General features: G+C 72.6%; 17 protein-coding genes and 1 riboswitch. Of the genes, 10 read left to right on the forward strand and 7 right to left on the reverse strand.

Annotation, left to right across the window (positions count from 1 at the left end; translation table 11 throughout):
- Positions 1–181 precede the first annotated feature (181 nt).
- Together ACIQIB_RS04490 and ACIQIB_RS04495 are read right to left on the reverse strand one after the other, a co-directional pair.
- A complete protein-coding gene (locus ACIQIB_RS04490) occupies positions 182–1705 on the reverse strand; it encodes an aldehyde dehydrogenase family protein (protein WP_363614040.1) in 1524 nt (507 codons plus the stop codon).
- A 233-nt stretch (positions 1706–1938) separates the two neighbouring features.
- Positions 1939–2886 carry a terpene cyclase gene (locus tag ACIQIB_RS04495; protein WP_363614039.1) on the reverse strand — a complete coding sequence of 316 codons (948 nt, stop codon included), beginning with the start codon at positions 2884–2886 and terminating at the stop codon, positions 1939–1941.
- A gap of 292 nt (positions 2887–3178) precedes the next feature.
- Here ACIQIB_RS04495 and ACIQIB_RS04500 point away from each other — a divergent pair, with 292 nt between their 5' ends.
- Both ACIQIB_RS04500 and ACIQIB_RS04505 read left to right on the forward strand, forming a co-directional pair.
- Positions 3179–6184, forward strand: coding sequence for an AAA family ATPase (locus tag ACIQIB_RS04500; protein ID WP_363614037.1), 3006 nt, complete (start codon positions 3179–3181; stop codon positions 6182–6184).
- 166 nt (positions 6185–6350) lie between these two features.
- Positions 6351–7433 (forward strand): aldose epimerase family protein, encoded by a 1083-nt coding sequence (locus ACIQIB_RS04505; protein WP_363614035.1) that lies wholly within the window; start codon positions 6351–6353, stop codon positions 7431–7433.
- 4 nt (positions 7434–7437) lie between these two features.
- Here ACIQIB_RS04505 and ACIQIB_RS04510 read toward each other — a convergent pair whose 3' ends face one another.
- A complete protein-coding gene (locus ACIQIB_RS04510) occupies positions 7438–7947 on the reverse strand; it encodes a GNAT family N-acetyltransferase (protein ID WP_400756574.1) in 510 nt (169 codons plus the stop codon).
- 321 nt (positions 7948–8268) lie between these two features.
- Between ACIQIB_RS04510 and ACIQIB_RS04515 the strand changes: the two genes are divergently transcribed.
- From ACIQIB_RS04515 to ACIQIB_RS04535, 5 genes are all read left to right on the forward strand, one after another.
- Positions 8269–9546 carry an extracellular solute-binding protein gene (locus tag ACIQIB_RS04515; protein ID WP_400649207.1) on the forward strand — a complete coding sequence of 426 codons (1278 nt, stop codon included), beginning with the start codon at positions 8269–8271 and terminating at the stop codon, positions 9544–9546.
- A gap of 127 nt (positions 9547–9673) precedes the next feature.
- Positions 9674–10678, forward strand: a complete 1005-nt coding sequence (locus tag ACIQIB_RS04520) for a sugar ABC transporter permease (RefSeq protein ID WP_363614029.1) — start codon at positions 9674–9676, stop codon at positions 10676–10678.
- A gap of 40 nt (positions 10679–10718) precedes the next feature.
- A complete protein-coding gene (locus ACIQIB_RS04525) occupies positions 10719–11630 on the forward strand; it encodes a sugar ABC transporter permease (protein WP_400756576.1) in 912 nt (303 codons plus the stop codon).
- A gap of 42 nt (positions 11631–11672) precedes the next feature.
- The gene (locus ACIQIB_RS04530) at positions 11673–13373 is read left to right on the forward strand and encodes a glycoside hydrolase family 13 protein (RefSeq protein WP_363614025.1); all 1701 of its coding nucleotides are present in this window, start codon (positions 11673–11675) and stop codon (positions 13371–13373) included.
- Between the two features lie 25 nt (positions 13374–13398).
- Positions 13399–14418, forward strand: coding sequence for a LacI family DNA-binding transcriptional regulator (locus tag ACIQIB_RS04535; protein ID WP_363614023.1), 1020 nt, complete (start codon positions 13399–13401; stop codon positions 14416–14418).
- A gap of 19 nt (positions 14419–14437) precedes the next feature.
- Here the strand turns inward: ACIQIB_RS04535 and ACIQIB_RS04540 are convergent, their stop codons facing one another.
- Positions 14438–14638 carry a hypothetical protein gene (locus ACIQIB_RS04540; protein WP_400756578.1) on the reverse strand — a complete coding sequence of 67 codons (201 nt, stop codon included), beginning with the start codon at positions 14636–14638 and terminating at the stop codon, positions 14438–14440.
- 185 nt (positions 14639–14823) lie between these two features.
- On the reverse strand, positions 14824–16041 hold the full coding sequence (locus tag ACIQIB_RS04545; protein ID WP_400756580.1) for a transglycosylase family protein: 1218 nt from the start codon (positions 16039–16041) through the stop codon (positions 14824–14826).
- Positions 16028–16198, reverse strand: a riboswitch (cyclic di-AMP (ydaO/yuaA leader). Its footprint overlaps the gene before it by 14 nt.
- A gap of 383 nt (positions 16199–16581) precedes the next feature.
- Between ACIQIB_RS04545 and ACIQIB_RS04550 the strand changes: the two genes are divergently transcribed.
- Entirely contained in the window at positions 16582–18684 is a 2103-nt protein-coding gene (locus ACIQIB_RS04550) for a hypothetical protein (RefSeq protein ID WP_400756581.1), read from the forward strand.
- A 67-nt stretch (positions 18685–18751) separates the two neighbouring features.
- On the opposite strand, the gene ACIQIB_RS04555 is transcribed toward ACIQIB_RS04550, so the two are convergent.
- A complete protein-coding gene (locus ACIQIB_RS04555; protein ID WP_400756582.1) occupies positions 18752–19645 on the reverse strand; it encodes a hypothetical protein in 894 nt (297 codons plus the stop codon).
- A 513-nt stretch (positions 19646–20158) separates the two neighbouring features.
- Between ACIQIB_RS04555 and ACIQIB_RS04560 the strand changes: the two genes are divergently transcribed.
- The gene (locus tag ACIQIB_RS04560; protein ID WP_363614015.1) at positions 20159–20413 is read left to right on the forward strand and encodes a DUF397 domain-containing protein; all 255 of its coding nucleotides are present in this window, start codon (positions 20159–20161) and stop codon (positions 20411–20413) included.
- A 328-nt stretch (positions 20414–20741) separates the two neighbouring features.
- On the opposite strand, the gene ACIQIB_RS04565 is transcribed toward ACIQIB_RS04560, so the two are convergent.
- Positions 20742–21260 carry an ATP-binding protein gene (locus tag ACIQIB_RS04565; RefSeq protein WP_363614013.1) on the reverse strand — a complete coding sequence of 173 codons (519 nt, stop codon included), beginning with the start codon at positions 21258–21260 and terminating at the stop codon, positions 20742–20744.
- Positions 21261–21678: 418 nt separating this feature from the next.
- Between ACIQIB_RS04565 and ACIQIB_RS04570 the strand changes: the two genes are divergently transcribed.
- The gene (locus ACIQIB_RS04570) at positions 21679–22545 is read left to right on the forward strand and encodes a helix-turn-helix transcriptional regulator (RefSeq protein ID WP_363614011.1); all 867 of its coding nucleotides are present in this window, start codon (positions 21679–21681) and stop codon (positions 22543–22545) included.
- Positions 22546–22550 lie beyond the last annotated feature (5 nt).

Genomic DNA, 22550 nt, shown 5'->3' on the forward strand with positions numbered 1-22550 from the left:
GGTGTTGTCCCCCTTTTTGGGGTGGGGGGCCCGGGGGGGGGGCGGGGGCGGGGGGCGGGGGGGGGCCGGGGGGGGGGGCCCGGGGGGGGTGGGGGGGGGGGGGGGGCCCGCCCCCCCCCCCCACCCCGCTTCTTCGCTTCCCCGGTGAGGGGCGTGCCGTCGCCACCGGGGCGCGCCGGGTCTAGAAGAAGCCGACGGCGTCGGGGGAGTAGCTCACCAGCAGGTTCTTGGTCTGCTGGTAGTGCTCCAGCACCGCCTTGTGGTTCTCCCGCCCGATGCCGGAGTTCTTGTAGCCGCCGAACGCCGCGTGTGCGGGGTAGGCGTGGTAGCAGTTGGTCCACACCCGCCCGGCCTGGATGGCCCGCCCGGCCCGGTACGCGGTGTTGCTGTCCCGGGTCCAGACGCCCGCGCCGAGCCCGTAGAGGGTGTCGTTGGCAAGGGTGATCGCGTCGTCGAAGTCCTCGAAACGGGTGACGGCGAGCACCGGACCGAAGATCTCCTCCTGGAAGACCCGCATGCCGTTGACGCCCTCGAACACGGTGGGCGTCACGTAGTACCCGCCGGACAGCGCGCCGCCGAGGTCGGCCCGTTCGCCGCCGGCCAGCACCTTGGCACCCTCGGCCTGACCGATCTCGATGTAGGAGAGGATCTTCTTCAGCTGGTCGTCGCTGGCCTGGGCGCCGACCTGGGTCTCGGTGTCCAGCGGGTTGCCCTGGCGCATCGAGCGCACCCGGTCCAGACCGTCGGCGAGCAGCCGGTCGTACACCGAGGCCTGGATCAGCGCCCGGCTCGGGCAGGTGCACACCTCGCCCTGGTTGAGGGCGAACATCGCGAAGCCCTCCAGCGACTTGTCGTAGAAGGCGTCCTGCTCGGTGGCGACGTCGGCGAAGAACAGGTTGGGGCTCTTGCCACCGAGCTCCAGCGAGACGGGGATCAGGTTGCCGCTGGCGTACTGGGAGATCAGCCGGCCGGTGGTGGTCTCGCCGGTGAAGGCGATCTTGCGGATGCGGTTGCTGGACGCCAGCGGCCGGCCGGCCTCCAGGCCGTAGCCGTTGACCACGTTGAGGACGCCGGGCGGCAGCAGGTCGGCGGTCAGTTCGGCCAGCAGCAGCACGGACGCCGGGGTCTGCTCGGCGGGCTTGAGCACCACCGCGTTGCCCGCCGCCAGCGCGGGGGCGAGCTTCCAGACGGCCATCAGGATCGGGAAGTTCCACGGGATGATCTGGCCGACCACGCCCAGCGGCTCGTGGAAGTGGTACGCCACGGTGTCCTCGTCCAGCTGGGAGAGGCCGCCCTCCTGGGCGCGCAGCGCACCGGCGAAGTAGCGCAGGTGGTCGACGGCGAGAGGCAGGTCGGCGGCCAGCGTCTCGCGCACCGGCTTGCCGTTCTCCCAGCTCTCCGCGACCGCCAGTGCCTCCAGGTGCTCGGCCATCCGGTCGGCGATCCGCAGCAGGACCTGGGCGCGTTCGGCGGGCGGGGTGCGGCCCCAGGACGGGGCGGCGGCGTGGGCGGCGTCGAGCGCGGCCTCGATGTCCTCGGCGGTGCCGCGGGCGACCTCGGTGAAGATCTCGCCGGTGACCGGGCTCGGGTTCTCGAAGTACTCGCCGCGGACCGGCGGCGTCCACCGGCCGCCGATCCAGTGCTCGTAGCGGGGGCGGTAGGCGATGATGCTGCCGGGCTGTCCCGGGGGCTGGTAGACCGTCATGCTCGGGTGTCTCCTCGCGATGTCGGGCGCCGCCCCGGCGCACGGAGGGGCGGCGCGCCGGGCCGCGAACCGGGCGGCCCGGCGGAGGGTACGGACACGCATGGACCGGGCGTCCCGCCGGGGCACCCGCCGTCGATCACGATAGCCGGGGACGGCGGGCGCGGCTACGGGCCGTGCGGGTCGGCTCCACACAGAGTGGCGGGATCCGGGCCGGGTGGGGCGCCGCGGGCCGGTCAGGCCGTCTGGTAGCGGCCGGTGCGGGCCTCCCAGTCGAGGTAGCCGGCCAGCCAGGTGAGCAGCCCGTCCGCGTACCGCTGGGCGATGATCCGCTCCACCCTCGCCAGGCCCAGCTCCCGGTAGACGGCGGGGAGTTGACCGTGCAGGTGGTGGCAGCGCCCGACCATGAGCTGGGCCTCCGCCATCACCACCGCGCACGCCTCCTCGGCCGAGCAGCGGCGCTCCCGCTGCTCGATCATCACCAGGTTGTTGACGTCGCCGCGCGGCGCCTCCAGCGGGAAGGACCGGACGTCGTTGCTCAGCGAGGGGATGTCGGCGGCCAGTTGGCGCAGTTGGCGCAGGACCGGGTGGTGGAGGATGGCGGCGGGCACCTCGAAACGCCCGAGGCGCTCCACCATGTCGAAGATCGTCTCCATCGCGGCGGTGCCCCGCCTGAGTACCAGGTAGCCGTCCCGGTCCGGGGGGCGCTCGGAGATCCGCCCGGCGGCCTCGGCCGGGTGGCTGGCCAGGTACCACTCCCAGTTGTAGGCGGCGCGGGCCTGCCAGCGGGCGGGCATGCCGCTCACGCTGCGGTCCCAGAGGTCCGCGAAGGCCGTCTCCACGGGGGAGGCGGCGTTCGGGCGGGCGCCGTGCAGGACGGCGACCAGCCGCTCGCAGATCGGGGTCACCTCGGTGGGGCGGCGGCCGATCGGTCCGTCGAACTGGTCGTCGAAGAGGAAGTAGAAGCCCATCAGGTCGGCGGCCAGGGCGAGTTCGTCCGGGTCGGCGTCAGGGTAGCCGAGCGCGGCGAGCTCGACCACCTCCCAGTGCGCGTAGGAGGGGTGGCCGGGGTCGGGGAGCAGCGGGTGGCGGGTCAGCCAGTCACGGTGCAGTGCGGCGGCGTACGGTCCGTGGAGACTGCGGCGGTGCGGGAACGGAATCTGAAGTGATGTGTCGTCAGACATCGGACTCCCGGTGCAGCGAAGGGTGGGGGCACTTCTGGTGCGAGCAGTGGTCGTGGGGGAGTTGAGGCGGCGCCTCGACAGCCGGAGGCTTGCATGACAAGATCAACTCAGCCTCGCGGGCCGTAGAGTATCCGATGCAATGATCCGACGTTAGGGATATAGGGCAATTGCCCTGGGTCGACGGCCCGAACCCTCAATCTCCGCCCCCGCCAGGGTGAATGCCGCGCGGCATGCCCTCGGCGGCGCTAATCTCGGCTCCACGAGCAGGGAACGGCGAGGCGGAGGCGCGACGGTGACCGAGCAGGGACACGAATATCGGGCGGTGGGCGGCACCAGCCGGGAGGGGGACGCCGCGACACACCGGATCAGACTGCGTGACCGGGACTCGGAACTCCGCTCGGCGGAGACCGCCGTGGACAAGCTCTGCCGCGAGTTCGCCGCCGGCGGCACCGAGATCGGCGAGCTGCTGACCTTCTCCGGCCGGCCCGGCATCGGCAAGACCAGCCTGCTGCACGAGGTCCGCCGGATCGCCAAGCTCCGCGACGGCGCCACCGTGCTGTTCGCCCGGGGCGGCGAGCGCCAGTTCAACGAGCCCTACCACGTCCTGCGCCAGCTGCTCCAGCCCGTCCTCAGCAGCCTCCCGCCCGCCGAGTTCCGGCAGGTCATGGGCACCTGGGAGGAGGTCGTCGGACCGGCCATGGGCCTCAAGCAGCCCAAGGTCGGGGCCCGTCGCCTCGACCCGCAGGGCGTGCGCGACGGACTCGACTACGTCCTGACCCAGCTGGCGCCCCGGCGAGCCCCGTTGGTGATGATCGTCGACGACCTGCACTGGGCCGACCTCGAATCCCTCGGCTGGCTGACCCAGTTCGCGGTACGCGCCCGCGAACTGCCGGTCCTGCTGGTCTTCGCCTACCGCGACGACATCGTGGACTGGCAGAGCGAGGCCCACCAGCACCGTACCGCCGTCATCGAACTCGCCACCCGTCGGCATGAGCTGAACCGGCTCTCCCTGGTCTCCGTCACCGACATCATCCGCGCCGAACTCGGCGACACGGCGGAGGACGCCTTCTGCTACGAGTTCTGGAACGTCGTCAACGGTAATCCCTACGAGGCCGTCGCCCTGCTCGACCAGGTCCGGGACCAGGCACTCGACCCGGTCGAGGAGAACTCCCTCCAACTGCGCGAACTCGCCGTCGACGCCACCGGCATGACCCTCAAGGGCTGGCTGGAGCGGCTCGGTGCCACCACCCTGCGGTTCGCCTGGGCCGCCGCGATGCTCGGCACCGACATCCGGCCCGACCTCGCCGCCCGGATCTCCACCCAGAGCGCCGAGGGCGCCCGCGAGTCCATCAAGCAGCTGCGCAAGCAGCGGGTCCTCACCCAGACCCCCAACGGGAACCTGGAGTTCGTCCACCCGCTGATCGGCAGCTCCATCTACAACACCATGCCGGAGTCCACCCGCACCGGCATGCACGGGGTCGCCGCCGCCGAGATCGAGAACGCCGGGCTCGGCCTCCTCGCCGCCTCCCGCCACCTGGTGGAGACCTTCCCCGGCGAGGGCGACGACCGCACCGTCCGCAAACTGCGCCGGGCCGCCGCCGAACACCTGCTGATCGGCGCCCCCGAGGCCGCCCAGCGCTGTCTCCACCGCGCCATCGCCGAACCGCCGGACGACGAGGACCGCGCCGAGGTGCTGTACGAACTCGGCTGCTCCGCGCTGCTCACCGACCCGGTCGCCACCGTCAACCAGCTGCGGCTCGCCCTTGACCCGGAGGAGGGACCGCTGCGCCCCTCCCTGCGGGTGGACGCCACCTTCCGGCTCTCCGAGGTCCTCGCCCACAGCGGCGAGCTCGGCCAGGCCGCGGTGGTCTGCCAGGAGGAGGCCGAGAAGACCACCGGCGACCCGGCGGGCCGGCTCCGGCTGGAAGCCGCCTCGTTCATGTGGCACGCCTTCCGCAAGTCCGAGGAGAACGGGCCCGCCCGCTCCGAACGCCTCGGCGAGCTCTGCCGCAGCCTCACCGGCCGCGAGGCCGCCGACCGGGCCGTGCTCGCGATGCGCGCCTGGGACCTCACCCTGCGCGGGCAGGCCTCCGCCGAGGCCCTGCGGCACGCCGACGACGTGCTCGACCACGGCCGGCTGCCCAAGGGCCTCGGCTGGACCGACAACACCTGGGGCTTCGAACTGCCCTCCATGCTGGGCCTCACGTACACCTACAACGACCGCATCGCCCAGGCCGAGCGGCTGTTCGCGGACGCCATCGTCCAGTTCGAGATCGCCGGATGGAGCGGCGCCCACCGGGGCTTCGCCTACTTCCTGATGGGCCTGGCCCGGTTCCGCCGCGGACTGCTCGCCGAGGCCGAGGACTTCCTCCGCCGCGCCCTGCGGCTCTCCGAGCGGATCGGCCCCAAGCTGCCGCTCGCCTGGGACGCCGTCGGCGTGCTGGTGGACACCCTGCTCGCCCGCGGCCGCACCCGCGAGGCCTGGGACCTCGCGATCGGCTTCGGCTTCAACCCGCCGTACCACGCCAACGCCATGGTGCTGCCGGACGCGCCCTCGCTGTACGGCAAGCTGCTGCTCGCCGTGGACCGGCCCGCCGGGGCCGCCGCCGCGCTCACCGAGGCCGGTGCCCAGTTGCAGGCGCGCGGCTGGCACAACACCGTGTGGGCGCCCTGGGCCAGCCACCTCGCCATCGCGATCGCCCCGGACGAGCCCGAGCGCTCCCGCGACCTGGCCCAGCGGGCCGTCCAGGACGCCCAGGCCTTCGGCACCGCCTCGGCGATCGGCACCGCGCTGCGGCTGCACGCCCAGATCGAGGACGGCCAGCAGGCGGTGGAGCTGCTGGAACAGGCCGTCACGCACCTCGGCCAGTCGCCCGCCGGGTACGAACACGCCGTCGCCCTGGTCGACCTCGGCGCCGCACTGCGCCGGGTCGGCCGGCTGGAGGACGCCCAGGAGTACCTGTACCAGGGCATCGAGCTGGCCCAGCACTGCGCCGCCGACGGCCTGGTCGACCAGGCCCGCCGCGAGCTGGCCAACTACGGCCTGCGGCCCAACCGGCTGGGCGACTTCCGCGAGACGCTCAGCCAGCCCGAGTGGGACGTCGCCCGGCTCGCCGTCCGGGGCGTGCCGCCGCAGCGGATCGCCGAGGAACTGGGCGTCCAGCTCAGCCTGGTCAACCGTCGGCTGGCGGCCGTCTACCGCAAGGCGGGCAGCGGCCCGGACGGCCTCGCCTCGGCCCTCGGCCTGCCGCCCGAGCAGCGCGGCGGCTCCGACTGGTCCGACAGCGGTCGGCGGTAGCGCGCGGGGGCGCGGGGGCGCGGGGGCGGCGCGCAGGACGGCCGTACCGCCCCCGCCCCCACTGCTCTGGCTAGGCTGACGCACACCGGGCCCGCCACAGCGGCCCCGGACGGACCCGGAACCAGGTGGCCGCGGTGCGCCGTGGCCCACCAGTGAGGAGCAGGCCATGGCGACGCCCCCGGCGAACGGGCCGCAGGCGACCAGCGTGCGGCGCGAACCCTTCGAGGCCTCGGGCGCGGGTGCCGCGATCGAGCGCTGGACGCTGCGCGCCGGCCCGTACGAGGCGAGCGTGCTCACCCTCGGTGCCACCCTGCACACCCTGACCGCCCCCGACCGGGCCGGCCGGCCCGCGCAACTCCTGCTCTCCACCGACCGGCTGAGCGAGATCCTCGGCCCGGCCCGGCACTACGGCACCGTCGTCGGCCGGTACGCCAACCGGATCGACCGCTGCGGGTTCACCATCGACGGCGAGGAGTACCCGCTCGCCCCCACCGGTGGCGGCGTCACCATCCACGGCGGCCCGGACGGCTTCGCGCACCGGATCTGGGAGGCCGGGCAACTGCCCGCAGGCGTGCGGCTGCGGCTGCACAGTCCGGACGGCGACCAGGGCTTCCCCGGCGCGCTCGATGTCACCGTCGACTACACCCTCGACCCGGCCGGCGAACTGGTCATCGCCTACCGGGCCGTCACCACCAGGCCGACCGTCGTCAACCTGACCAATCACGCGTACTTCAATCTTTCGGGCGAAGGCAGCGGAGACATCCTCGGCCACCTGCTCACCCTCGACGCCGAGGAGTACACCCCGGCCGACGCGCGGCAGATCCCGTACGGGCGGACCGAGCCGGTGGCCGGCACCCCGTTCGACTTCACCGCGGCCCGGCCGATCGGCAAGTCCGTGCACGACGAGCACCCCCAGCTGGCCGGCCCGGGCGGCTACGACCACAACTGGGTGCTGCGGCCGCGTCCGGCCGACGGCACCCCGGCCCGGGCCGCGCTGCTGGAGGACCCGGCCAGCGGCCGCACCCTGGAGGTGCTGACCACCGAGCCGGGCATCCAGGTCTACACCGCCAACACGTTCCAGGGCGCGGTGACCGGCGCGAGCGGTGTCCCGTACGGGCCGTTCGCCGGGATCGCGCTGGAGACCCAGCACTTCCCGGACTCCCCGCACCACCCGGCCTTCCCCAGCACCGAGCTGCGGCCGGGGGAGGAGTTCCGCTCCACCACCGTGCTGCGCCTGGGCGTCGCCTGACCGGTCAGCCGCGGGGCGGTTCCCGGCGCATGCAGAGCCTGGGCCAGCGGTCCAGACCGTGCTCGGCCTCCTTGCGCCGGATCTCCCGCAGGCCGGGGGTGACCTCGGCGTCGGCGAGCGGCCGGAAGCCGCAACGGGCGTAGTAGGGGGCGTTCCAGGGGACGTCGGCGAAGGTGGTGAGGGTGAGCGCGGGCGCGTCGGTGGTGGCCGCGAGGTGCTCGATCAGCGCCCGGCCGATCCCCTGGCGGGCGTGGCCGGGGTGGACGGAGACCTGTTCGATGTGCAGCGCGCCGTCCACCGGCTCGGCCAGCAGATAGCCGACGGGCGCGCCGCCGTCCTCCTCCAGGGCCACCAGGGCGACGCCCCCGTCCAGGTAGTGGGCGAGCTCCTCGGGCGCGGGCGGTTCGTCCTCGGAGATCTCCGGCATCCCGATCGCGGCGAACGGCGCCCCGGCGGCCCGTTCCAGCTCGCACAGCAGCGGCAGTTCGTCCCTCTTCGCGGCTCTGATTCGCATGCCGTCAGTCTGCTGCAAGCGGCGCTCCGCGGTTCAGGCGGGTGGGGGCGGAGCCGGTCCGGGCACGGTACGGAGCCGGACGAAACGGGCGAACGCTGATGATTCGTCCACTGTCAACCACCGGGTGGCAACGTCGAGGACACGTGGATGTAACGATCGGCATTTCTTGCAGAAACTTGCTGCAAGGTCTTTCCGTGGCGATTGCGCCGCTGTTAACTTCCTTCCGAGCCCGACGGCAGCAACGGTGCGGTCGCGGCGAGGCAGCCATTATGCGCCTGCCTCCCACTATCTCGGGCACCCCCACCCTCCCAAGGAGTTCTCATGCGGCGTGGCATCGCGGCCTCTGCCCTCGTTGTGGCCCTCGCGGTCTCGATGGCTGCCTGTGGCAGCAGCGGCTCCAGCTCGAACGGCAAGGCCGACGGGCCGGTCACCCTCACCTACTGGGACACGTCGAACGCCACCAACGAGGCGCCGAACTACCAGGAACTCGTCAAGAAGTTCGAGGCCGCCAACCCGACCGTCAAGGTCGACTTCGTCAACGTGCCGTTCGACCAGGCGCAGAACAAGCTCCAGACCGCCATGGGGGCCAAGGGCGCTCCGGACGTGTTCCGCTCCGAGGTCGGCTGGACCGCCGCCTTCGCCAAGGCCGGCTACCTGGAGCCGCTGGACGGCACCCCGGCCGCCGCCGACTCCGCCGCCTTCCAGCCCAGCCTGGTCCAGCAGGCCAAGTACGAGGGCAAGATCTACGGCGTCCCGCTGGTCACCGACACCCTGGGCCTGCTCTACAACAAGGAGCTGTTCACCAAGGCCGGTATCACCGAGGCCCCCAAGACCTGGGACGAGCTGAAGACCGCCGCCGCCGCCGTCAAGGAGAAGGCCGGCGTGGACGGCTTCTGGCTGAAGGCCGCCGACGGCTACTACGCGATGCCGTTCCTGTTCGGCGAGGGCACCGACACCGTCGACGCCGCCACCAAGAAGATCACCGTCGCGTCGCCCGAGGCCGTCAAGGGCATCGAGACCTACAAGTCGCTGTTCACCTCGCCCGGCACCGTCAAGGCCGACGTCACCACCGACGCCTACGCGCACATGATGGACGCCTTCAACAGCGGCAAGGTCGCGGCCATCATCCAGGGCCCCTGGGAGATCACCAACATCTACAAGGGCTCCGCGTTCGCCGACAAGACCAACCTCGGCATCGCCCCCGTCCCGGCCGGCTCCGCCGGCAAGGCCGGCGCCCCCACCGGCGGCCACAACATCTCCGTCTACGCCGGCGCCGACCAGGCCCACAAGGCCGCCGCCGAGAAGTTCGCCGCCTTCATGACCTCCGCCGAGAGCCAGGCGTTCATCGCGCAGAAGAACTCCACCCTGCCGACCCGCGCCGACGCCTTCACCCCCGAGGTCAAGGCCGACCCCGGCATCGCGGGCTTCCAGGCCGTGCTCGGCAGCGCCAAGCCGCGCCCCGAACTGCCCGAGTACAGCTCGCTGTTCGCCTCGCTCGGTACCAACCTCGGCAAGGTGGCCCAGGGCACCGGCACCCAGGACGGCCTGAACACCGTCGCCACCGACTACGCCAAGCTCCTCCCGGGCTTCGCCAAGTAGTCCGGGGGCTTCCCCGACAAGCCCCCGTCGTCCGGCCCGCCGCGCTCCCTCCCGGCGGGCCGGACGGCCAGCTCCGTACCAGCAGTCGCCGAAGCGGGCGGCGGACCTCCTGAGAAGGTGTCAATCGATGTCAGTCGCCGTGCAGGGCGCCACCGGCAAGGGCAGCCGGGAGCGCGATTCGCGTCCGGGCCCGATGGAGCGGCTCAAGCGCTCCTACGCCAAGCACTGGTACGCCTACGCGATGATCACGCCGGTGGTGCTGGTGCTCGGCGTGCTGGTGCTCTACCCGCTCGCCGAGGGCATCTGGCTCACCCTCACCGACGCCAACAGCCTCAACGCCGCCCGCAAGATCGGCGTCAACGAGATCCCGGCCAGCTACAAGTTCGTCGGCTTCGACAACTACGCCGACATCCTCTGGGGCCCCGGCTCGTACGACCGCTTCTGGTCGCACTTCGTCTGGACCATCACCTGGACGGCGCTCTGCGTCTTCCTGCACTACACCATCGGCCTGGGCCTGGCCCTGCTGCTCAACCAGAAGCTGCGCGGCCGCGCCGTCTACCGGATGCTGCTCATTCTGCCGTGGGCCGTGCCGACCTTCGTCACCGTCTTCTCCTGGCGGCTGATGCTCGCCGACGGCGGCGCCGTCAACGGGCTGCTCTCCTCCCTGCACCTGCCCGAACCCGGCTGGCTGGACGACCCGCTGGCACAGAAGGCCGCCGCGATCCTGGTCAACACCTGGGTCGGCGTGCCGTTCATGATGATCTCGCTGCTCGGCGGCCTGCAGTCGATCCCGGCCGAGCTGTACGAGGCCGCCGAGATGGACGGCGCCACCCCCTGGCAGCGCTTCCGGTACGTCACCCTGCCCGGGCTGCGCACCGTCTCCTCCACCGTCGTCCTGCTCGGCGTGATCTGGACGTTCAACCAGTTCGCGGTCATCTTCCTGCTGTTCGGCACCAGCGGAGCGCCCGACGCCCAGCTGCTCGTCACCTGGGCCTACCGCCTCGGCTTCGGCCAGCAGCCCCGGGACTACGCGCAGTCCGCCGCCTACGGCGTGATCCTGCTCTCCATCCTGATCGTCTTCACCGCCTTCTACCGGCGCTGGCTCGCCCGCAACGAGCAGGCCAACGGCTGACGCCCCGCAACCCCAGCGACCACGAAGGCAGGTACCCCCGATGAGCACCACCACCGACCGACCCACCGTCCGCACCGCGGGCGCGGCCACCCCGGCCGCCAAGCCGGCCCGGGTCCGCCGCCGCGGCGAGGCGAGCCCGCTGGTCAAGACGCTGTCGCACGGCACGCTGATCCTGGCCAGCCTGATCGCGCTCTTCCCGGTGGCGTGGATCCTCTACGTCTCGCTCGGCCCCGACAAGACGGACTACCTCCACCCCGGCGAGATCTTCGACAAGATGACGCTGTCGAACTACCACACGGTGCTGTTCGACACCGACTTCTTCACCTGGTTCGGCAACGCGTTCCTGGTCTCCGGGGTCACCACGGTCTTCGGCGTGCTGATCGCCGCCACCACCGGCTACGCCGTCTCCCGGATGCGCTTCCCCGGCCACAAGCCGCTGATGTGGTCGCTGCTGGTCACCCAGATGTTCCCGATCGCGGTGCTGATCGTGCCGATGTACACGATCCTCTCCGACCTCGGCCTGCTGGACAGCTACCTCGGACTGATCCTGGTCTACTCGACCACCACCGTCCCGTACTGCGCCTGGCTGCTCAAGGGCTACTTCGACACCATCCCGGTGGAGATCGACGAGGCCGGGCGGGTCGACGGGCTCAGCCCGTTCGGCACCTTCTGGCGGCTGGTGCTGCCGCTCGCCCGGCCGGGCCTGGCGGTGGCGGCGTTCTACTCCTTCCTGACCGCCTGGGCCGAGGTGGCCTTCGCCTCCACCTTCATGCTCAGCTCCGACAAGTACACCCTCGCCGTCGGCCTGCAGACCTTCGTCAGCGAGCACGACGCCCAGTGGAACCTGATGGCGGCGACCGCGGTCCTGATCGCGATCCCCTCCTCGGCCCTCTTCTACCTGGTGCAGCGTCACCTGGTCACCGGTCTCACGGCCGGCGCCTCCAAGTCCTGACCGCTGCCGTATCCACCGCCTAGTCCCCAAGGGATACCGTCCATGACCCAGAACCTGGCCGACACCTCCCGGCCCGCCGCCGACGCCACCGCTCACGAGGCGAGCACCGGCGCGTCCAGAGACTGGTGGCGGGACGCGGTCATCTACCAGGTGTACCCGCGCAGCTTCGCCGACTCCAACGGCGACGGCATGGGCGACCTGCCCGGCATCCGCAGCCGCCTGCCCTACCTGCGCGACCTCGGCGTGGACGCGGTCTGGCTCTCGCCGTTCTACGCCTCGCCGCAGGCCGACGCCGGTTACGACGTGGCCGACTACCGCGCGGTGGACCCGATGTTCGGCACCCTGCTGGACGCCGACGCGCTGATCCGCGACGCCCACGAGCTGGGCCTGCGGATCATCGTGGACCTCGTCCCCAACCACTCCTCCGACCAGCACGAGTGGTTCCAGCGGGCGCTGCGCGACGGCCCCGCCTCGCCGCTGCGCGAGCGCTACCACTTCCGTCCGGGCAAGGGAGAGAACGGCGAACTGCCGCCCAACGACTGGGAGTCCATCTTCGGCGGCCCGGCCTGGACCCGCTCGGAGAACCCGGACGGCACCCCGGGCGACTGGTACCTGCACCTGTTCGCCCCCGAGCAGCCCGACTTCAACTGGGAGAACACGGCCGTCGCCGACGAGTTCCGCTCGATCCTGCGGTTCTGGCTGGACATGGGCGTCGACGGCTTCCGGATCGACGTCGCCCACGGCCTGGTCAAGGCCCCCGGCCTGCCCGACCTCGGCGGCGCCGACCAGCTCAAGCTGCTCGGCAACGACGTCATGCCGTTCTTCGACCAGGACGGCGTGCACGAGATCTACCGCAGCTGGCGGACCATCCTGGACGAGTACCCGGGCGAGCGGATCGGCGTCGCCGAGGCCTGGACCCCGACCGTCCAGCGCACCGCCAACTACGTCCGCCCCGACGAACTGCACCAGGCCTTCAACTTCCAGTACCTGGGCACCTCCTGGGACGCCGCCGAGCTGCGCGAGGTGATCGACCTCTCGCTCGACTCGATGCGCCCGGTGGAGGCCCCCACCACCTGGGTGCTCTCCAACCACGACGTCACCCGGCACGCCACCCGCTTCGCCAACCCGCCGGGCCTGGGCACCCAGATCCGCACCGCCGGCGACCGCGGCCTCGGCCTGCGCCGCGCCCGTGCCGCCACCCTGCTGATGCTCGCGCTGCCCGGCTCCGCGTACATCTACCAGGGTGAGGAGCTCGGCCTGCCGGACGTCACGGACCTGCCCGACGAGGTCCGCCAGGACCCGTCGTTCTTCCGTCAGGCGGGCCAGGACGGCTACCGCGACGGCTGCCGGGTGCCGATCCCGTGGTCCGGCACCGAGGCCCCGTACGGCTTCGGCCCGACCGCCGGCGGCCCGAGCTGGCTGCCCCAGCCCGCCGAGTGGGCCGCGCTCAGCGTCGAGGCGCAGACCGGTGACCCGACGTCCACCCTGGAGCTGTACCGCAGTGCGCTGGCCGTCCGGCGTGCGCAGCCCGGGCTGGGCGCCGGCACCGAGGTCGAGTGGCTGGACGGCCCCGAGGGCACCCTGACGTTCCGCCGCGGCTCGTTCGTGTGCACGGTGAACACCACCGACCAGCCGGTCCGGATAGCCGTGCCCGGCCGGCTGCTGCTCGCCTCCGCCGACCTGGAGGTGGACGGCGGCGAGACCGTGCTGGCCCCGGACAGCACCGGCTGGTGGGCGGTCTGACGTGGTTGCAATAGGCTCTGGGACCGTGACTACGGCGCGACTCTCAGACATCGCGGCGCAGGCGGGGGTCAGCGAAGCCACCGTCTCCCGCGTACTCAACGGCAAGGCGAACGTCTCCGCCGCCACCCGGCAGACCGTGCTGGCGGCGCTGGACGTGCTCGGCTACGAGCGGCCGACCCGCCTGCGCCAGCGCAGCGCCGGACTGATCGGGCTGATCACCCCGGAGCTGAGCAACCCGATCTTCCCCGCGCTGGCCCAGGTGATCGAGCAGGTGCTGAGCCGGCACGGCTACACGCCGGTGCTCTGCACCCAGACGCCCGGCGGCTCGACCGAGGACGAACTGGTCGAGATGCTGGTCGACCGGGGCGTGGCGGGCATCGTCTTCGTCTCCGGCCTGCACGCCGACACCACCGCCGACCACGACCGGTACGCCCGGCTGGCCGGCCGGCAGGTGCCGTTCGTGCTGATCAACGGCTACAGCGAGAAGATCGACGCGCCGTTCATCTCGCCGGACGACCGGGCCGCGATGTGGATGGCCGTCCAGCACCTGGCCGAACTCGGCCACGAGCGGATCGGTCTGGCGGTCGGGCAGCGGCGGTACGTACCGGTGCTGCGCAAGATCGAGGGCTTCACGGCGGCCATGCGGGCGGTGCTCGGCAAGACCCAGGAGGAGGCCGAGGACCTCGTCCACCACACGCTGTTCAGCGTGGAGGGCGGGCACGCGGCGGCCGGCGCGCTGCTCGACAAGGGCTGCACGGCGATCGTTTGCGGCAGCGACATGATGGCGCTCGGCGCGATCCGCGCGGTGCGTCAGCGGGGCCTGGCCGTCCCGCAGGACGTCTCGGTGGTCGGCTTCGACGACTCGCCGCTGATCGCCTTCACCGAGCCGCCGCTCACCACCATCCGCCAGCCGGTCGAGGCGATGGCCACCGCCGCCGTCGACGCCCTGCTGGAGGAGGTCGGTGCGAACGCCGCCCAGCGCGGGGAGTTCATGTTCCAGCCGGAGCTGGTGATGCGCGGCTCCACCGGGGCCTGCCCGCGGTGAACCGGTGCCGGGGCCGCGCTCAGCCCTCCTGGACGGTGGGGCGCTCCTGGTTCACCCGCTGTCCGTCGGCGGCGTCGCCGGTCCGGGTCCCGGTGTGCCGGCCCCGGGCGAGGTGGTCGCGCGGGACCAGTTCGACGGCGTCCTGCGGGTTCGTGGTGCCGGAGAGCGTCATCGCGTCGATGGCGAGATCGGCGTCGAGCGTGACGGTGACCTGGGCCATGTGACTCCTCCTCGGGTACGGAGCAGCAGCATGCCCTGCCGGCGCCCGCGTTGACCACCGGTGGCCCCGCCGGTACCCGGCCGGTGCGCGACGGCCGGGGGAGACAGGCCGAGGCCCCCGGGGAGAGCGACCAGACTCTCCCCGGGGGCCTCGGGGTCGGGGGCGTGCCGGGCACGCCCGGCGGGTCAGACCCGGCCGGCGAAGTCCGGGGCCCAGTTGGCGACGGTCTGGGTCCGCACGCCCGAGCTCGGGTTGGCGGCCTCGACGTACTTCCCGCCGCCGATGTAGATCGCGACGTGGTAGACGCCGGAGTCCTTGCCGTTGTTGGACCAGAACAGCAGGTCGCCCGGGAGCAGGCTGTCCAGCGAGACGTGGGTGCTGGCGGCGGCCTGGTCGGCGGCGACGCGCGGGACGGAGACGCCCGCGGCGCGCAGCGCGGCCTGGGTCAGACCGGAGCAGTCCCAGCCGCCGTTGCCGGTGCCGCCGTAGATGTAGGCCTGACCGACCTTCGACTGGGCGAAGGAGACGGCGGCGGCCATGCTGCCGGTGGCGGTCTGCGCCGGGGCCTGGGTCTGCGCCGGGGCGGCGGGCTTGGCGACCGGCTTGGCGGCGGGCTTGGCGGCGGGGGCCTGCGCGGCCGGCTTGCCGGTGGAGGCGCCGGTGGCGCCCTGGCCGGACTGCTGGGCCTGGCCGCCCTTGCCCAGGGCGAGCTGCTGGCCCGGGTAGATGACGTGCGGACCCTGGGTCAGGGTGCCGCGGTTCAGCTCGTACAGCCGCTCCCAGCCGCCCTGGACGTTGTTCTTGTCGGCGATGGAGGAGAGCCAGTCGCCCGCGATGACGGTGTAGTCGGTCGGCTGGGCCTGGCTGCCGCCCTTGGCCTGGGCGGAGTCGGCGGGGGCCTGGCTCTTCGCCGGGGCCGGGGTCTGCGCGGGGGCCTGCGGGGCGGGCTTCGGCGCGGGGGTGGCGGCCGGCTTCGCGGCGGCCGAGGTGTCGACGGCGGCCGGGGTGCCGCCCTTGGTCAGGCCGGCCTGGACGGAGCAGACAGGCCAGGCGCCGGGGCCCTGCGAGGCGAGGACCTTCTCGGCGACCGCGATCTGCTGGTCCTTGGTGGCCTGGTGGGCCTGCGGGGCGTACGCGGTACCGCCGAAGGCGGCCCAGGCGCTGGAGGTGAACTGCAGGCCGCCGTAGAAGCCGTTGCCGGTGTTGATGGCCCAGTTGCCACCGCTCTCGCACTGGGCGACCTTGTCCCAGGTGGCGACCGGGGCGGCGGAGGCGGTGCCGGTGGTGAGGCACGGGACGGTCAGGCCGACACCCGCGACGCCGACGGCGGCGATCAGGCGGCGGGCGCGACGGGGCAGACTGGTGCCGTTGACGGGCAGCATGAAGACGCGATCCTCTCCCACGCCTGCGAGGTGAGCTGTCGGATTCGGGCTGGAGTTGCCCGGCCGCGCCTTGGCGCGGCTTCACCCCTAGCCCTGAACCGGTTTCGGGAACCGGTCCGGGGCGACTTACCTGTGGGTCCCCCGCTCCTGCCGTGGTGCGTTTCTGCGCTGCCAGCACAACCGACGGCAGGACTCGGCGTTGCGGATGGGCTGGGTTCGTGTAGCCACGAACGGGGAGCACGTTAAGCAGACTCCCGTTCAAACCGCAAACATGTGTGATGCCCGTCACGGTTTACGGGTGAGGGGTTGATTGGCTGTCCATCATGATCAGAAATGACCGATTTTCGGCAACGCCCCTGCGGCCGGACCCAACTGCCTGTGCTTCAGGACGTCAGTACCGACGCGGCCGTCCGGCGGGAGGGCTGCGCGGTGATGGCCAAGGACGAGGACCCGCGTGCCGGGCGCCCGACCGTCAGGCCTCGGGGGGTGCACCGCCGGGCAAAACGCCACAGAGTGGACATATCGCCCGAACGGCCCCGAACTCCCGTACGCCGCCGGACGATGCGGCGCTGGCCGGCGGTCGGCACGGTGTTCGCCGCGGTCGGCGGCGAGGAGATCCTGCGGCGCTCGCTGACCGGGCGGACGCAGCCCGTCGCGGCCACCGGCATGCCCGGTATGCCCGTGGCCCCGGACGGCCCCACCGACGCCGCCGCGGCCCCCGCCGAGGGCGCGGGCATGGACCACCGGCCCGCCGGGCCGCCGCCCGTCGGCACCTCCGGGGCCGGGCCCGCCGCCGCACCGACCGTCGACCTGGCCGGCCGCCGCTGGTCCGACCCGGCCGGCTGGGGCGGTGCGGTACCCGGCCCGCGGAGCGCCGTCCGGATCGCCGACCGGGTGCTCCTCGACACCGATGCCACCGTGGGCTCGCCGCTGGTCGAGCCGACCGGCGCACTCACCTTCGCCGCCGACCGCACCCTCACCCTCGCCTCGGACGGCAACGTCGAGATCCGCGGCACCCTGGCACTCGCCCCCGAGGGCGCCGCCGTGCACACCGTCCGCTTCCCGTCCGTGGACGAGCGGCGCTTCCAGGGCGACGGCGCCAAGGTGGTCGACACCGACACCGACACCGACACCGGGCTCTGGGTGACCGGCGCCGGCTGCCTGCGGCTGGACGGCGCGGCCAAGACCGCCTGGGTCCGTGCCGACCGCGAGCTGCGGGCCGGTGACACCTCCATCGGCCTGGCCGCCGAGCCCACCGGCCGGCTGCCCGGCGACGAACTGGCCGTCACCCCGACCGGCCCGCCCGACGCCGAGGACTTCTCCGCCCGCTACGACCTGGTCACCGTCCGGTCCGTCAGCGGATCCACCGTCACCCTGGACTCCCCGCTGAGGTACGCCCACCCCCGGGTGACCGCCGGAGGGGGCGTCACCGTCGGCGCCGAACTGCTCAACGTGACCTGCGGCGTCCGGGTCGAGGGCACCGCGAAGGGCCGCGCGCACGTCCACGTCACCGGCTCCCGGCACGCCGACGTACGGCACGCCGCACTGCGCTGGGTGGGTCCGCGCGCCGACACCGAGGAGACCTGGAAGGGCCAGGACGGCACCGTCCCCGTCACCGCGCCCGTGCTCGGCCGGTACGGGCTGCACTTCCACATGCTCGGCGACACCACCCGGGGCACCGTCGTCGAGGGCGTGGTGGTCCGCGACGCGGGCAGCCACGCCTTCGTGCCGCACGCCAGCCACGGCATCACCTTCCGCAGCTGCGTCAGCCACGACACCTGGGAGGACGCCGCCTGGTGGGACGGCCCGCCGGACACCCGTACCCCGCAGCGCCCGTCCGACGACATCGTCCACGAGTCCTGCGTGGCCTCCCGCACCCGGCTCGAACCCAACCCGCGCGCCTACCGCCTGACGGGGTTCAACCTCGGCGCGGGCACCGGCGGCCGGGCGGTGGACTGCGTGGCCGTCGGCGTCCAGGGCTCCACCGGCGCCTCCGGCCACGAGTGGCCGGAGAACAGCGAGGGGGTGTGGACCTTCCAGCGCTGCCTGGCCCACAACAACCTGCAGGACGGCATCTTCGTCTGGCTGAACGCCCGGCATCACCATGTGGTCACCGAGTTCGCGGCCTACCACAACGGCGGCCGGGGCATCGAACACGGCGCCTACCTCAACGACTTCGACTACACCGCGAGCGTGCTGTACGGCAACGCCGCCGGGGGAGTGGCCCCGCACGCGCTCGGCCGGGACAAGGGCAGCCTCTTCGACGGGCTGCTGATCGACGCCGCCCGGCACGAACTCGCCGGGGAGGCCGTCACGTTCAGCCGCAGCCGGTTCACCGGCTACCGGAAGGCCGGGGCCGCCTTCCGCGCCGCCGCGGACGGCAAACCGGACGATGTGGCCGTGCTGGACTGCGAGTTCGGCGGCAACGAGCTCTGGATGGACCCGGAGTCGGCGCCGCCCAGGAGCATCGTGCTGCGCCGGGCCGGGCGCTCCGAGGCGCTCCAGGTGCGGAAGGCGGACGGCGGCGGTACGGCGCAACCGCAGTGGAACGCCGCCGTCGGGCCGGTGCCGGCGCTCGCCGCCCGGGCCCGGCCGGTGCAGCCGCCCGCGCTCAGGCTCAGGGGCGCCGCCGCGCCCACCACCCGGGTGGGTGGCCGCTCCTGAGCCGTCCGGACGTCCGCAGGGCCCGGAACGGAGGCGTTCCGGGCCCTGGCGTCGTCGGACGGCCGCGCTATTCGGCGGCGGTCTCCCCGCTCTCCCCGGCGTACGCCCCGGGGTCGGGGACCGGCAGCGCGGCCAGGTAGGTGGAGGCGATCAGCTGGCCCACCGTCGGGTAGGCGCCCAGCGGCGCGGCGCTCGGGCAGCCGGTCTCCTCGGCGGCCGTGGCGAGCAGCTCGGAGTCGGCCTCCGGGCCGATCACCAGCGGGGCCAGCGCGGGGCGCTGGGAGCCGGTCTCCTTGAGGTGCGCGACGGCGGCGGCCACCGAGCCGGGCACGTCCAGCGCGGCCGGGACGACCGGGACGGCGAGCCGGGCGGCCAGCAGCACCCCGGTGACCCCGGCGGCGGCGGTGGCCTCCTCGCCGCCGACGGTGGTGAGCACCACGCCGTCCGCGGCGGTCGCGATGGCGAACAGCCGGGCGCGGTCGGCGCGGGCCAGACCGGCCTCGGAGAGGCGGACGTGGACGGCCTCGGCCAGCAGCGGGTGCGGGCCCAGCACGTCGGTGACGGGGGCGCCGTACTCGGCGGCGAGCGCGTGGAGTTCGGCCAGGAAACCGTGCGGGCCGGGAACCAGCGGCACCACGACCGGCGCGGGCAGGCCCGCCCCGGCGGCCTGGGCCAGCAGCTCGGCGACGGTGCGCTCGTCCCCGGTGCCCTCGAAGTCGCCGTCCCCGGCCGGGAGGTACCCGGCCGCGGTCTGGACGCCGTTCTGCTCGCTGCGGACGATCGACAGCAGTTCCTCGACGACGGAGCGGGACTCGGGCCCGGCGGTCGCGGGCACGGCGAGCACCAGGGCCGGGGAACCGGCCGGAATCTCGGGGCGCTCGGGGCGGCGGTGGCGCCCCCGCGCACGGGAGCCTGGGGTTCGGACGGGCAGTGGCGCGCCCGGGATGGCTGCGGTGCTCATGGCGGAGATCGTAGGACATCGCTCCGCCGGTCCCGCAGTCGGCTGCCGTTCCGAGGGCGGTGACCCACGCCGAATCAGGACATAACGCACCCAATCCCGCGCAGTGGCCGGTATCGCCTTCGACGCGGTCGGCCGGGGCGGGAGTTGCGCCTTCCCGGCGTGAGATGTCTCACAGGCCGGAAGGGGTCTGACGGAGGGTCACGGAGGCGCGACTCCCGGCGCTGGAAGATCAACATTCAGCGGGGGGTCGCTTACGGGCGGTTATCGGCGACTTGCCGATTCAGTCGGCTATGTCCGCTTACGGGCTGCCGGGCGGCGGGTGGTGAAGAGTTCCGGCCGATCCGTGAAAGAGGCCGTGCACCTGCACTGTCCCGTGCTGATGCACGTGCACTGGAGCTATCATCACGTCAAGTGAGGCGTTATGCCGGGCCGGTACGGGGCCGGTCCAGTCGTTCGGCCTGTGCCGGGGGCGCCGCGCTGGACGACCACTCCGGAGCTCTTCGGGAGATTTCTATGCACGACAGGTACGACACGAACGACCCGTACAACGGGATGGCGGCTGCGGACCTCGAGAACGTGGTCTGGCAGAAGAGCCTGCACAGCAACTCTCAGGGCAACTGCGTCGAGTTCGCCGCTCTGCCGGGAGGGGACGTGGCGATGCGCAACTCGCGCTTCCCGGACGGTCCCGCGCTCATCTACACCCGGGCCGAGATCGCGGCGCTGCTGCTGGGTGCCAAGGACGGGGAGTTCGACCACCTGGCGGTCTGACCGGCCGTCGCCTTCACCATCGGGGGGCCGTCGTGGGTGCTGACACCGCGGCGGCCTGTGTCTGACGGCGCCCATTCCCTGGTACGGGCGCCGTCGCGCCGGGCCGTTCTTCCGGTCGTGTGCGGCCGCGAGTACGGACGGCCCGACCGAACAGGTCACCTGCCCCGCCGCCCGGCTTGATGTCCGCTCCGATGCCTGCTCTGATGTCCGCGCTGACGCCGGGCCGGGCCGCCGGCCGGGACCGTCGAGCAGGGGTGTGCCGCCCGTGCCCGCGCCTCCTGTGCTCAAGCCGCTCGTGCCCACTGTCGCCGCCCTGCCCGGTCCGGAGCTAGGCCGAGCGCCGGTGCCGTCCGCCGACCTCGGGGGTCGCGCACTGCTCCGCCTCGAAGAGCGCCCAGACCACCTTGCCGCCGCCCAGCGGGTGCCAGCCCCAGGAGCGGCTGAACGAGTCCACCAGGTGCAGCCCGCGGCCCGACTCGGCCACGAAGTCCGCCTCCCGTGCCACCGGGCCGATGCTGCTGGGGTCGCTCACCGCGCAGACCACCTGCGGGGCGCGGTGAACCAGGCTTATTCGGATCGGCAGCCGGCCGTCCGCCGCCTGGGTGGGACAGTCGTAGCCGCCCAGGGCGCCGCCGGCCGGGTCGGGCCGTGCGCCGATCGCGTGCCGGAGGGCATTGGTCACCAGCTCCGAGGCCACCAGCGCGACATCGTCGAACAGCTCGCCCAGCCCCCAGCGCTGCAGGGCGCTCCGGGCGAAGTCGCGCGCGGTTCTGACGGCTTCGTAGCGAGGAGCGAGCGTACAGGTGACCACATGGGGGTCGACTGCCAAAGCCGTACCGGTGCTCATGAAGAGCTCCTCCCATAAGGGGGCGGACACGGCTGGACCCGCCGGGGTCATGCCGGTCACCTCCGACTCGCTCGGCCGCACGGCCGCCCCCTCGACCAGTCGCGCGCGCACACGAACGCCCGGTGGCGCGAGGGGCGCTGCCGGGCTGGTGCACGGAGTCGCGCGTGGGGTCGACGCGGAGCCCGCGGGATTGCCAGGGATGTGCAGGTGCACGTGCACCATGGTCCTCTGCGCTCACTGCAGATGCAAGAGTCGATTCACGTGCAGTCGCACTATTGGCATATGCAAGCGCCGAATGCACGTGCATCCTGGTGTGTGGAGTGCGGAACTGATAGGAACATCCGTCAGTATCGGCACCGTGAGCGCTCAACTGATGGCAGACTGTGCGCTGTTTGCCCTAGGTGGAGGTTTCGACCGCATGACCACAGTTCAGCCGGGCGGCGGCTCGATGGTCCGCCGGATCCTCCTCGGTTCCCAGCTGCGCCGGCTCCGCGAGGCGCGCGGCATCACCCGCGAGGACGCCGGGTACGCGATCCGCGCGTCCGAGTCCAAGATCAGTCGCATGGAGCTCGGCCGCGTCAGCTTCAAGGAGCGCGACGTCGCCGATCTCCTCAGCCTCTACGGCGTGGACGACGGCATCGAGCGCGAGGCCCTGCTCGGCCTGGTCCGTGAGGCCAACAAGTCCGGCTGGTGGCACAGTTTCAACGACGTGCTGCCGGGCTGGTTCCAGACCTACGTCGGCCTGGAGGAGGCCGCCGCGCTGATCCGCACCTACGAGGTGCAGTTCATCCCCGGCCTGCTGCAGTCCGAGGAGTACGCGCGAGCGGTTTTCGGTCAGAGCCGCCCGGTCATCAGCGCGGAGGAGGTCGAACGGCGGGTCAGCCTCCGGCTGCGCCGCCAGAAGCTGCTCGCCGAGGGCAACAACCCGCGGCTCTGGGCCGTCATCGACGAGGCCGCACTGCGCCGCCCGGTCGGCGGGCCCGAGGTGATGCGCGGTCAGGTGCAGTACCTGATCGACGTCGCCGAGCAGGCCAACGTGGTGATCCAGGTGATGCCGTTCCGCTTCGGCGCCCACGCCGGGGAGTCCGGAGCGTTCACCATCCTGCGCTTCCCCGAGCAGGACCTCGCCGACGTCGTCTACCTGGAGCAGCTCACCAGCGCGCTCTACCTGGACAAGCGCGACGACGTCGACGCGTACATCCAGGTCATGGAACGGCTCTGCGTGGACAGTCTGACGCCCGAGCGGACCATCGATCTGCTGGCGTCGATCCTGAAGGAACGCTGACAACG

Source organism: Kitasatospora sp. NPDC092286 (assembly GCF_044755565.1).
In the GTDB taxonomy this organism is placed as follows: Bacteria; Actinomycetota; Actinomycetes; order Streptomycetales; family Streptomycetaceae; genus Kitasatospora.